11 protein-coding genes and 1 pseudogene are annotated in these 12,256 nt (G+C 59.4%); 9 read left to right on the top strand and 3 right to left on the bottom strand.

The window, feature by feature from the left end:
- The first annotated feature begins 354 nt into the window (after positions 1-354).
- The gene (locus ACRAUW_RS13665) at positions 355-1,650 is read left to right on the top strand and encodes a DEAD/DEAH box helicase (RefSeq protein WP_064341970.1); all 1,296 of its coding nucleotides are present in this window, start codon (positions 355-357) and stop codon (positions 1,648-1,650) included.
- 98 nt (positions 1,651-1,748) lie between these two features.
- Complete coding sequence (locus ACRAUW_RS13660) at positions 1,749-2,399, top strand: DUF2913 family protein (protein WP_431362711.1); 651 nt, start codon at positions 1,749-1,751, stop codon at positions 2,397-2,399.
- A 94-nt stretch (positions 2,400-2,493) separates the two neighbouring features.
- On the opposite strand, the gene ACRAUW_RS13655 is transcribed toward ACRAUW_RS13660, so the two are convergent.
- The 3 genes from ACRAUW_RS13655 to ACRAUW_RS13645 all read right to left on the bottom strand — a co-directional run bounded on the left by ACRAUW_RS13655 (position 2,494) and on the right by ACRAUW_RS13645 (position 5,398).
- Positions 2,494-2,733, bottom strand: coding sequence for a FeoC-like transcriptional regulator (locus ACRAUW_RS13655; RefSeq protein WP_005350974.1), 240 nt, complete (start codon positions 2,731-2,733; stop codon positions 2,494-2,496).
- Positions 2,730-5,000 carry a Fe(2+) transporter permease subunit FeoB gene (gene feoB / locus ACRAUW_RS13650; protein ID WP_431362710.1) on the bottom strand — a complete coding sequence of 757 codons (2,271 nt, stop codon included), beginning with the start codon at positions 4,998-5,000 and terminating at the stop codon, positions 2,730-2,732. The genes ACRAUW_RS13655 and feoB overlap by 4 nt, the downstream gene beginning before the upstream one ends.
- Positions 5,001-5,170: 170 nt before the next feature.
- The gene (locus ACRAUW_RS13645; protein ID WP_042034533.1) at positions 5,171-5,398 is read right to left on the bottom strand and encodes a FeoA family protein; all 228 of its coding nucleotides are present in this window, start codon (positions 5,396-5,398) and stop codon (positions 5,171-5,173) included.
- Positions 5,399-5,517: 119 nt separating this feature from the next.
- On the opposite strand from ACRAUW_RS13645, the gene ACRAUW_RS13640 reads away from it, so the two are divergent.
- The 7 genes and pseudogenes from ACRAUW_RS13640 to ACRAUW_RS13610 all read left to right on the top strand — a co-directional run.
- Positions 5,518-5,847, top strand: coding sequence for a translation initiation factor (locus ACRAUW_RS13640; RefSeq protein ID WP_431362709.1), 330 nt, complete (start codon positions 5,518-5,520; stop codon positions 5,845-5,847).
- 258 nt (positions 5,848-6,105) lie between these two features.
- On the top strand, positions 6,106-6,663 hold the full coding sequence (locus ACRAUW_RS13635; RefSeq protein ID WP_431362708.1) for a TMEM165/GDT1 family protein: 558 nt from the start codon (positions 6,106-6,108) through the stop codon (positions 6,661-6,663).
- Positions 6,664-6,829: 166 nt separating this feature from the next.
- Positions 6,830-7,768 carry a DUF2157 domain-containing protein gene (locus ACRAUW_RS13630; RefSeq protein ID WP_431362707.1) on the top strand — a complete coding sequence of 313 codons (939 nt, stop codon included), beginning with the start codon at positions 6,830-6,832 and terminating at the stop codon, positions 7,766-7,768.
- Positions 7,761-8,765 (top strand): DUF4401 domain-containing protein, encoded by a 1,005-nt coding sequence (locus ACRAUW_RS13625; protein ID WP_431362706.1) that lies wholly within the window; start codon positions 7,761-7,763, stop codon positions 8,763-8,765. The genes ACRAUW_RS13630 and ACRAUW_RS13625 overlap by 8 nt, the downstream gene beginning before the upstream one ends.
- Positions 8,762-9,280: a GDYXXLXY domain-containing protein gene (locus tag ACRAUW_RS13620; RefSeq protein ID WP_431362705.1), complete on the top strand. Its 519-nt coding sequence runs from the start codon at positions 8,762-8,764 to the stop codon at positions 9,278-9,280. Before ACRAUW_RS13625 ends, ACRAUW_RS13620 begins: the two co-directional genes overlap by 4 nt.
- 363 nt (positions 9,281-9,643) lie before the next feature.
- Complete coding sequence (locus ACRAUW_RS13615) at positions 9,644-10,399, top strand: substrate-binding periplasmic protein (RefSeq protein WP_431362704.1); 756 nt, start codon at positions 9,644-9,646, stop codon at positions 10,397-10,399.
- A gap of 1,371 nt (positions 10,400-11,770) precedes the next feature.
- Positions 11,771-12,256, top strand: a pseudogene (locus ACRAUW_RS13610) (hypothetical protein); the annotation flags it as partial.

The raw sequence follows: 12,256 nt of genomic DNA, 5'->3' as shown, positions 1-12,256 counted from the left end.
AGTCAGACAGGAATGCCGCCTGACCTACGCCATACACCAGATTTGACAATAGCTCTTCCAGTTCCATCGATATCCCTTTCGTCCTTGCCCAAAACCGTTAGCCCACACCTCCTGGCTTGGCATTTGGGAGTCAAATGATTACTTTCAACCGCCATTCACACCACAAAGGATGAGAAAAGGACAACCATTTGAGGCAGAATTTGTGACGTCTATCTGTTACACTTCGCGCCCGCCATTTTCCGGCTCACTCTCTGACTTGATGTCAGGCGCAGCCGTCGGTGGTTACAACCTCCGTCTCGCTCATGCCGAGCTAACCAAGCCAAACACAGCCCAGCTGGAACACAGGAACCCATTATGAGATTTGAATCGTTCGATTTTGCCCCCGAGATTTTGCGTGCTGTCTCAGATTGCGGTTATCAGGAGATGACCCCTGTGCAGCAACAGGCGATCCCGGCCATTCGCCGTGGCCGCGATGTGCTGGCCAGCGCCCAGACCGGTACCGGCAAGACCGCCGCCTTCGCCCTGCCCATTTTGCAGCGTCTGGTAGACAATCCAGCGCCGGTCCAGCCTTCCAACGCCCGGGTGCTGATCCTGACCCCGACCCGCGAGCTGGCGGCTCAGGTGGCGAGCAACATCAATGACTTCGCCAAGTATCTCGATATCACCACCATCACCATCGTCGGCGGTGGCAAGCAGGACGTGCAGGCCAAGAAGCTCAAAGCGGGCGCTCACATCATTGTGGCCACCCCGGGCCGTCTACTGGAGCACCTCACCGCCTGCAACCTCAGCCTCTCCGGCGTCGAGTGTCTGGTGATGGATGAAGCGGATCGCATTCTCGATATGGGCTTCAGTGCCGATGTGCAGAAGATCCTGCAAGCGGTCAACAAGACCCGTCAAAACCTGCTCTTCTCCGCCACCTTCTCCGATGCGGTGAAGAAGCTGGCCAACCTGATGCTGGATCGCCCGCAGATCGTCAGCGTCAACAAGCAGAACTCCACCGCCGACACCGTCAGCCACACCGTCTATCCGGTCGAGCAGAAGCGCAAGCGCGAGCTGCTCTCAGAGCTGATTGGCAAGCAGAACTGGCAGCAGGTGCTGGTGTTCGCCAGTACCCGCGAGAGCTGTGATGTGCTGGTCGAGGAGCTGAACCTCGACGGCATCAAGTCCGCCGTGGTCCATGGCGAGAAGGCCCAGGGCAACCGTCGCCGTGCCCTGCGCGAATTCATGGAAGGCAAGGTACGGGTACTGGTCGCCACCGAAGTGGCCGCCCGTGGTCTGGATATCCCGAGCCTGGAATACGTGGTCAACTATGATCTGCCGTTCCTGGCGGAAGATTACGTGCACCGCATCGGCCGTACCGGTCGTGCCGGCAAGCGCGGCATGGCCATCTCCTTCGTCAGCCGTGAAGAGGAGCGCACCCTGCTGGAGATCGAGGCCCTGATCGGCCAGAAGATCCGTCGCATCATGGTGCCTGGCTATGAGGTGAGCAGCCGTGACGAGCTGATCAAACAGCTGCAGGAGCGTCGTCGCTTCGGCAAGCGCCCGCAGCGTGAAGATAACGCCGTGGCCCAGGTGATGGCCGAAGCCAAGCTGCAGGGTCAGCGCCTCAAGCGTCTGGCTGCAGCCAAGAAGCCCCGTCAGCCGAAATAAGGCGGGCAGTTGCTCTATTGAACCGCAAAGGCGCCACTGGCGCCTTTGCCATCTCTGTCATCGGTGTTGGCCCCTGGTGGTCAACTCAAGGATTGCTTATGACCTCTCAGACCTACAATCAGGCCCTGCTCGAGATGGCCACCCAGAGCCTGGCCGAACTGGCCCGCACCGCCGAGCAAAAAGCGGGCAAGCGCACTCCGGCCCAAGAGAGCCACTTTCTCTGCACCTGGATGGCCGACTCCCTCAAGGAGAAGCGCTTCTCCCGTCTGGTGATGGAAGATTTGAAAGCTTGGGTGCAGCTTGGCCGCACCCTGGGCGCGGGTGCCGATCTCAAGGGGCTACTGGAGCGCATCGCCTTCCAATACCAGTGCGCCATGACCAATCCACAGCAGCTGGGTGCCAAGCTGGCGGCCCTGCTGGAGGAGCTGGCAACGGCAGGCTGGCTGGTGCTGACCGAGAGCGAGGTGAACGCCAAGCTGCGCCTGCAATCTGGCGGTCAGGCGAGTCTGGTGGTAAGCCACAGCGAATATGAAGGCCATATCGAGGGCGGTGAGCTTGTCAAACCCCTCACCCTCTATGTGCGCGGTGATGAGAAGGTGCTGGCCGAGGCCGCCTTCAAGCACGGTCTGCTGCTGAGTCAGGGCAACAAGAAAACCACCCTGGTCAAGCACCACAAGGCCTACCGGCTGATGCCGGACAACGCCCAACCGGCGCTGGCACTGCTGAGCGAGGCTCGCCAGAGCGCCTGATCCCGCCTGTTTTCAGCAATAAAAACGGCAGACCCTTGCGCAGGATCTGCCGTTTTTTATTGTTCGATGTTTGGTGATGAGGTTGGGTAGTCGTTTAGCGGATCTTGATGCCAATCTGGCCCGCGTCACACCACTCGAACATCACCTCTTCGCTCTTGCCGCAGCAACTGCCACCACAGACACGGCTTTCACGCTTGATGACCCGCCCCTTGCGCATCCAGACGCCGAGCATGGCCTCAACCGCATCTTCCGAGGTGTGGAAGTGGCGAGCCAGATCACGCCGGCTCACCTTCTGCTGCGCGGCGAGGTAATCCCCCAGCTCGCGCAGGATCATAAGGTCACCACCTTGCGGGCAACGATGTCACCGTGACGGCGACCGGCCCACCAGAGCAGCACCAGAGAGAGGCCATAGCTGACGATCCAGAACAGGCTCTGCTCCGGGTGAGCGGCAAAGGTGGCGACCTGATAGAAGAGGGTCGCGCACATAAAGGCCATATAGTTGCACCATACCGCCGTCATCAGCGCCCACTGGCGACCGGTTTCCCGCACCAGGGCCCCCATGGCGGCGGCGCAAGGCATGTAGAGCAGCACGAACAAGAGGTAGGCAAAGGCACCGGCCGCCCCGTCGAAGTGGGTCTGCATGTTGCCGTAGGTGGAGACATCGACCTCCTGCGCCTCGGCGGCAGCTTTCTGGTCGTCGAGGTTGCCAACATCAAGCCCCATGGGGTCGCTCGGGTTGATCTCCGCCAGATTGGCCGCCACGGCATCGATCGCCTCGTGGAAACTGGCCACCAGCGAGAACTCGCTCGCCTCCTCTGCATCGCCACCACCGGCGTAGAGGCTGTTGAGGGTTCCGACCACCGCCTCTTTGGCGAAGATACCGGTGACGATACCGACCGTGGCCTGCCAGTTATCATCGCGTACACCGATGGGGTGCAGCACCGGGGTCACCGCTTGGCTTAACTTGCTCAGCACCGAGCTCTCCTGATCCTGATGACCGAAGCTGCCATCGGTACCCAGCGAGTTGAGTACGCTCAGCACGGCGACCACCAGCACGATGGTTTTACCGGCGCCAAAGACGAAGGATTTGAGCTTCTGCCAGGTCTTGATGGCAACGTTGACCGGACGCGGCCACTCGTAATCCGGCATCTCCATCAGCATGGAGTCGCTCTTGCCCGGCAGCAGGGTGCTGCGCAGCAACAGGCCGGTGAGCACCGCCACCAGAATGCCGATGAGGTAGAGACCGAACACCAGGTTCTGGCCTGATTCAGGGAAGAAGGCCACCGCAAACAGGGCGTAAACCGGCAGACGGGCACCGCACGACATGAAGGGGGCCATGGCGGAGGTCATCAGCCGCTCCCGCTCGGAGTTGAGGGTACGGGTCGCCATCACCGAGGGGACGGTACAGCCAAAGCCCATCAGCATCGGCACGAACGCCTTGCCCGGCAGACCGAGGCGGCGCATCAGGGCATCCACCACGAAGGCGGCGCGGGCCAGATAGCCGGAGCTCTCCAGCACCGCGAGGAACAGATAGAGGCAACCAATCACCGGAATAAAGGTGGCCACGGTCTGCAAGCCGACGCCAAAGCCATCAGCCAGAATGGCGCCTAGCCATTCGGGGGCATTGACCAGCCCCAGCAGGTGGTTCACCCCATCGACAAACAGGGCGCCGCCCATGATGTCGAAGAAGTCGATAAAGGCGCTGCCAACGTTGATGGCAAACAGGAACATCAGGTACATGACAAACAGAAAGAAGGGGATGCCAATCCAGCGATTGAGCAGCACCCGATCCAGCCACTCGCTCTGGGCCTCGGTGAGCTTGCCCTTCTGCTGACGAGCCTGTTGTACCCACTGGTGGATATGGCCGTAGCGAATATCCGCCAGTTGCAGGTCGATATCCTGCCCCTGATGGGCGCGAGCCACTACATTGGCGGCGGCCGCCTGCTGACCGGGCAGCAGGGTCTCCTGCATCACCGCATCCTCTTCCAGCAGGCGCAGGGCGCGGCCACGGGTAGTGAGGTGATGCGGGGCGAACAGGGTCTCCAGCTCTGCCAGATCCTGTTCAAGTACGTGGCCGTAATCGAGCTGCAAGGCCGTTTGCGGCTCACCGATAAACTGCCGGATCTGCTGCTTGAAGGCGGCAACCTGCTTGCTGTTGTGAGCAGAGAGGGCCACCACCGGGCAACCGAGGGATTTGCCGAGCTTGCTCTCGTCGATGACGATGCGGCGCTTTTGCAAGATATCCAGCTTGTTGAGCACCACCACCATGGGCAGGCCCAGTTCGCGCAGTTGCAGCGTGAGATAGAGGGAGCGCTCCAGATTGGCGGCGTCGATGACGTTGAGCAGCAGGTCGGGCTGTTGGCCCTGAGCAAAACGGCTGGCGATCTGCTCGTCCAGACTGCCATCCTGACCCGCCAGGCCATAGATGCCGGGCAGATCCATCAGTTTGAAGTGATGTTCACCCGCACTGAACTCACCCATCTTCTTGTCGACGGTGACACCACTCCAGTTACCCACCTGCTGGCGAGCACCGGTCAGGGCATTGAACAGGGAAGTCTTGCCACTATTGGGGTTACCCACTGTGACGAGGGAATAATTCATACCAGCTCTACCTTGATTCTCTTTTGGAACCCGTCACTTATTGCAGCTGACATGCAGATTATGCAGGTTCGACGTCTACGCTTATGAACCCTTTTCGGCAGCCTGAAAGCCCCTTGAGTGGTTCTACCTCGGTCGTGTTGGCAACCGGACACCTTGTCCAAACTGGCGACCTATACTGGCTCAACCTCTATTTGCTGGGCCAGACTCTTTTGCATGGAGAGACAGATCCCCTGACACTGGATCTGGAGCGGGTCCCCCAAGGGGGCTGAACGCAGATAGATAACTTCTGTTTGAGGTAGCAGCCCCATCACCATCAGTTTGCGACGCAGCGGCCGGGTCAGCTGGTTCATATTCTTGATGCGAGCACTCTGCCCCGGTGACAACTGCGTGAGTACCATGACTGACTCCTGAAGTTAAACAATAATAATTCTCTTTTACTTTGACGATTATATGCTGTGTCTTCAACTTTTATTTGAGTAAAATCAAACTTCGCTTAGCTAACCCATAAAGTCATCCCATGAATCACGACAGCAACAGCCGCCTTGTTTACAGCACAGATGGCGGTCAAATCAAGGAGCAGAGCGCTCCCCAATCCGCCTCCCCCTTCCCCACCGATGGAGTGGTGCGCATGCGCCGCGAGACCAAGGGACGCAAGGGCGCCGGGGTGATCACCATTCACGGCGTCCCCGCCGAACAGCAAAAGACAATCGCCACTTTGCTCAAGAAAAAGTGCGGTACCGGTGGCGGCATCAAGGAGGGGGTGATCGAGATCCAGGGGGACAAACGGGAGCTGATCAAGACCGAACTGGAGAAAGCCGGTTTCAGCGTCAAGCTGGTGGGTGGCTGATCCCCTTGTCACCTATGCGGTTTTTCCCTAGAATGCCCGCTCCCATTGAGGGGGAGTAGTCTCGCACGCCGGTGCCATCCATTGCATGAATACCGGTTTGCGATCCTGATCAACATACTTGGTGCCAAATCACCATGGTCAGGGTGATCCATGCCAGCCATGGATTTGACAAGACCTTTGACGGGCCAGTGCCAATACCGGGGACGGATGGCGCAGGCTTGTCTTTGGTTATAACAATTCCGTCCCCCGGTCATTTTTATGGAAGCCTTGTTAACCTCAACCCTCAGCGTTGCCATTGCCGAGATCGGCGATAAAACCCAACTGTTGGCGTTGCTGCTCATCTGCCGTTTTCGCAAGCCCTGGCCCATCATCGCCGGCATGCTGGCGGCTACCCTGCTCAACCATGCGGGCGCTGCCTGGATTGGCGAGTTTATCAGCCGCTGGCTCGATCCCAAGGTGATGACCTATCTGGTCGCAGCCGCCTTTATCGCCATGGCTATCTGGATCTTGGTGCCGGACAAGATGGATGACGAGGAGAGCTCGCTGGATAAATACGGCCCCTTTATGGCCACCTTCGTGCTCTTCTTTATTGCCGAAATTGGCGACAAGACCCAGATTGCCACCGTGCTGCTGGCCGCCAAATATGACTCCCTCATTCAGGTGGTAACCGGTACCACCCTCGGTATGATGCTGGCTAACGTGCCAGTGGTGCTGATCGGCAAGCTGGGGGCGGACAAGCTGCCGCTCAAGGGGATCCGCATCGCCTGCGCCCTGCTCTTTGTCGGGCTCGGGGTCAGTACCCTTATCTTCGTCTAGCGGCACTCTGGCCACCTCTGCTACGCAAGCCCTCTTCGGAGGGCTTTTTGCATTTTTGCTCCCGTATCCATCACTCCGGTAACAGCCGTTGTCGCAGCCGCAAGCTGCCACTGCACGGGAATGAGGCAGCCATGTCATAATGGGCCAAACCTCGTGGAGTCCCCCCATGCACAACGTATCAAGAGAGACGCTTCTCGAATGGCTCAAACAGGGACGGCTGGCGCCAGAGAAGCTGGCGGACGCCCTGACCCTCGCCGATCTTCCCCCCCATCCGGCGCGCTGGCAGTGGCTGTTTGACCGGCTGCTGCTCTGGCTCGGCGCCCTCTGTATCGGGGCTGGCCTTATCTTCTTCGTCGCCTTCAACTGGCAGGAACTGGGCCGGGTCTCCCGCCTCGCCCTGCTGGAGGCGCCGCTGCTCGCCATGCTGCTTCTGCTGTGGCGCAAACCGTTGGGGGAGACCCCCCGTCAGGCGCTGCTGCTCGCTATCGCCCTCAATATCGGCGCCCTGCTGGCGCTGGTGGGCCAGACCTACCAGACCGGCGCCGACCCCTGGCAGCTGTTCGCCACCTGGGCGCTGATGCTGGTGCCACTGGCGACATTTGGCCAAAGTCCCCTGCTCTGGACCTTAAGCTGGCTGCTCGGCCAGCTGGCGCTGGTACTCTACTGGCGGCTCGGTTTGTTTACGTTCTTCTTTACCTTCGATGAAGAGGGATTGGGCTGGTGCCTTACCCTGCTCAACGCCGCCCTCTGGGGTCTGCTTCTGCTGGCGCCAAACCGCTGGCGCCTGATGCCAAGCTGGCTGGCGGGTCTGGCCGCAGGTCTGGGGGCTACCCTGCTCACCCTGCTGGCGCTGTTTGATGCCGCCTCTGCGCTGGTGTGGCCGCTCTGGCTTGGCTGGCTCGCCGCCGCCTATGCCCTGTGGCACCACAGATTTATCGCCGGACTCGCCATGGGGTGCCTCAGCCTGATTGCCGTCATCCTCGCGGCGCTGGGCAAGTGGATGGAGCCCGACATCAACGGCTTCTTGCTGCTGAGCCTGATTGCCATCGGCCTTTCTGTCACCGCCGCCCGCTGGCTGCAACAACAACGGAGGTCTCATGAGTGATCTGACCCTTTGGCAAGCGCTGCAACAGGCCAATCTGGTGGAGGGGGAGATGCCCCGTGACACCCAGCCCCACTGGTCGAGCCGTTTTATGCTGGGACTGGTGGGCTGGATTGCCGCCCTGTTCCTGCTCTTCTTTCTCTTTATGACCTTCGAGCAGCTGACCCGCGAGGCCAACAGCGCCCTGCTGCTCGGGGTCGTGCTGCTGGCGGGGGCCTACGCCCTTAATCGCAGCCAGCGCGGCGATCTCTGGGATCAGTTCGTGCTGGCCCTTACCCTAGCAGCTGATGCCTGGCTGCTCTATGGCCTGCTCGATCAGCTTGATCTCCATCACGCCCTGCTCTGGTTTGGGTTGTGCCTGCTGTCCCTCGCCATCGCCGTGCTGTTCGATCACTGGCTGGTGCGGCTGTTTCACAGCGTGGCGGCGGCCTTGCTGCTCACCCTTGGCCTCGCCTGCCTCGGGCTGCAACTACTGGCCCTGCCGCTGGTGATGGCGGCCATCACCTTCTGCTGGCTGCGGGCAGATAGGGATCCAGAGCGCCACCATCTCTACCACTCCATCACGCTGGGGCTGGCCCTCTCGCTGCTGGTGCTGGGCCGTCTGCACCACCCGCTGTGGGATGGCGGCAGCAGCGTGCTGGACGAACTGGGGCTATCGCGCCTGCCGCTCTGGCTCAATCCGCTGATCTGCGCCGCCCTGCTGCTGGCGGTGATGGTGAAGCTGAGGCTCCCCCTGCTGTTTGGCCTGCCACTGGTGCTGATCAGCGCCATCATCCCCGGCATGGGGGCGGGCGCACTGGTGCTGATCCTCGGCTTCTATGCCGGCAGTCTGGGGCTGATGACCCTCTCGGCCCTGCTGCTGCTCGGCTATGGCTCCCTCTATTACTACGATCTGGGGCTCACCCTGATGACCAAATCCTGGCTGCTGCTGGGCTCCGGCATCCTGCTGCTGGGTGCCCGCCAGCTACTCACTACCTTTGCGGCAAGGAGCGACTCATGAACCCCGTCACCCGACAGCTCGCCCTGTTGCTGAGCGGCCTCGCCATCCTGGCAGGCATCAATGCCACCGTCTGGCGCTATGAGCACGCCATGAGCCGCGGCGAAGTGGTGCTGCTGCGGCTCGCCCCGGTCGATCCCCGCTCCCTGATGCAGGGGGATTACATGCGGCTCAACTATGAAATTGCCCGCGAGCTGACCAGCCGCGACACCCGTGCTAATCAAGACAAGGGCAGCGACACCCTGGTGATCCGCCTCGATGCCCATCAGGTGGCCACTCTGGTGGCCGATGGCAAACCGGATCGGCTCGCCAGCGATGAGCGGCTATTGCAGGTGCACCAGAGCGAGCGGCAGTGGCAGATCGGCCCCGATGCCTACTTCTTTGAAGAGGGCACGGGGGAGCAGTACGAAGCGGCCCGCTACGGCGAATTCCGGCTGCAAGGGGATGGCAAGACCCTGCTGGTGAGGCTGCGGGATGAGGCCTACCAGCCCATCGGGCAGATCCGCGCCCGCTGGTAACGGCAGTGAGCGGCTATTTACTCTGTTCATGGTCACACTCAAGAGAGTGGTGATCACCCAGAGGTCCCAATACGGATATGGCAATACTATCCTCTGTTGCCACTTTTCTGCTCCCCCCTTGCGCCGTCAGGTGCCCTATGGTGAGGCCGCCCTCTTTCAGCATCAAGGCCGTTTGCTCTGCAGCGTGCTCGGCCCTGCAAGCCAGATAGCTGCCGCTGCGCTAACGCCCCGCTCACCGCCGACATAGGGCGCAAGATGGCGGCCGCCCCTCGCGCTTTTTTGCCAAACATGCTCCATCGCCTTGGCGAAATCGGCAAGTCTGAGCACACTTGAGCAGATATTCCCTTGATCAGGATGGCAAAAATGAAACCATGGATTGGATTGGCCGGGGCGCTGCTGGCCACCCTCGCACAGGCGAGTCCTGAGCTCGGCAAACTGCACTACATCACCGCAGAGTACAAACCCTACAACTACGCCGATGCCAGCGGCGCCCCCACCGGCCTCGCGGTCGAGCTGCTGCAACTGGTGTGGAAAAAGACCAATACGCCAGCGCAGCCCATCACCATCATGCCGTGGGCGCGCGGCTACTACCTGCTGACCCAAAAGCCCAATGCGGTGCTCTTCTCCACCGCCCGCACCCAGGCGCGGGGCCCCCTGTTCAAGTGGGCCTGCCCCATCGGATATGCCGAGATCGTGCTGGTGGGGCTGGCCGATCGCAATATCACCATCACCAAGCTCGACGATGCCAAGGCGTTCAATATCGGCGCGGTGCGGGCCGATGTGGGGGAGCAACTGCTGCTCAACAACGGCTTTGACGAAACCAAACTGATGGCCGCCAACCGGCTGGCACAGGCGCTCAAGATGCTCACCTCCGGCCGGGTCGATCTGGTCTCCACCAACAAGACCACCATGGAGCAGCTGATCGTCGAACAAAAACTCGACCCCGCCCGCTTCAAGGAGCAGTGGGTGCTGAGCTCGGAGCAGTTCTGCTTCGCCTTCAGCCATCCGGTGAGCGACGAACTGGTCAAGGAGTTCCAGACCGGCTTGACCCAGGTGCTGGCGAGCAGCGAATACCCGTTGCTGCACAGCAAATACTTCCCAACCCCCGCCGCCAAATAGCGGCTCCGCGCCAAACACCAACAACAAGGGGCCCACTGCGGGCCCCTTCGCTTTTTTCCGTTTGCGCTCCCCTCTTTTTACCGTTTGCACTCCTCTCGCGGCGTCACCCCACCGCCCTGCCACGACCAAGCCCCGACAACCATTAACCAATCACTCATTAATAAAAAATTTGTGCCAGCGCAAAAAATCACTCTTTTCTGATAGTTAGCCCATCAAAACCATAGATAAGACCACTCTGGCTCCGTAATATGGCGACGGGCGTCTGTTGACCCCTTTTCCGAGATCAATGGTCAACGGCGCAATCTGGTAGCGACAGTCAGGGGCGGTAGCGACTTTAGCGTAGGGTCGATTAGCGAAGCGTAATCGTCCACGGTAACCGTCCCCTCTCCCCCTGCGGGAGAGGGCTAGGGTGAGGGGTCGGTAACGTCTTTGCCTTGCAACAAGGTATTGGCACGGCTTCGCCAGTAGGGTCGATTAGCGAAGCGTAATCGTCCGCGGTAACCGTCCCCTCTCCCCTTGCGGGAGAGGGTTAGGGTGAGGGGGTCGGTAACGTCTTTGCCCTGTAACAAGGTATTGGCATGGCTTCGCCATGCAGGACGCGAGGACTCCGTCCTCGACGGGGTTTCGCCGCCGCTGCGCGGCTTGGCGAGTGACTTTTCTTTGCGTGGCCAAAGAAAAGTCACCAATCGAGCGGCCACCCCCACTTGTTCGCCCTCCTTCGTCGGGTTCCCTCGGTTCACCCGTTTGTCCCACGGCACGCGCCGCTGGGCTTTGACCTCCACCATCCATGGTGTCGGCCAAAGTCCGCTGCGGACATCCATGTCCTTGCGCCAAACCGGGACGAGCGTTGCTCGTCCAATACCGGTTTGGCCCATGGCCCAGCGGCGCTCGCTCGGCGTCCTGCCTCGCGGCCTGGACAAACGTGCTCACCTCGGCGAACAACAGGGGGCAACACACCCAACCCGCCGCCCCGAGGCCGGTTAACAGGCGTAGGGTGCACCAAGCGCAGCGCATTGCACCGCGGTAACACACCCCAGCCTATTCGTGGCAAAGATCGGGCGGGTTGTTAGCTCAGAGTCAGCCCCTCGCCCACCCCATGGCGAGATCAGATTGTCGCGCCTATGCAACAAGCACCATCAACATGGTTGCATAGGTGAAAAAAATCATGGTGGGTATAACGGCAAGCGGCAGATATCCCAATTGGGAAACGGCTTTATATTGAAGGCCCGATAGTGAGTATTTCACCGTAATAACACCTTATTTCTCGAACGTCCGATTACGCTTCGCTAATCAGACCTATAGCCCTTCATTTACGAAAACAATGAAAATCATTGTCAATATTAAAAACCTTTTAACAGAAAAATTAAAATCATGAAATTCATCTCAGAAAAGTATCAATCAATTAAACCTGAAATAAATTACTTAACTGATCCAGTAGTTATTTCACAGGCTTGGAAAAAAACGCACTCATACATAAGAAGCTTTAATTGGTATGCTGATACACTATCTCTTGACGCATCCACTATAGCTATTGAATATGAGGCAAATAAGTGGGGGCAACAGCTAAAATTAGGAAGAGATTTGCATAAGCTAGAACTTGTTCCCGCTGCAAAAAGCGAAGCATGGATTATAGATAGAAATCTAGGATGGATACCAGCGGCATTTACAGATGATCACAACAAACAAGAGCGTAATAATACCCCACCGATTAGGCCATTAGCCCATCTCACGATACGGGACCAAACTTGGGCTACGACAGCAATGATATGCCTAGCTGATGCTATAGAGACGGCACAAGGTGATTGCAGCTCAGGAAAAGATACCTCTGTTTACAGTTATGGTAACCGCTTAATTTGT

The organism is Aeromonas sp., assembly GCF_050633025.1.
GTDB lineage: Bacteria > Pseudomonadota > Gammaproteobacteria > Enterobacterales > Aeromonadaceae > Aeromonas.
This window is presented reverse-complemented; position numbering and strand designations above follow the sequence as displayed.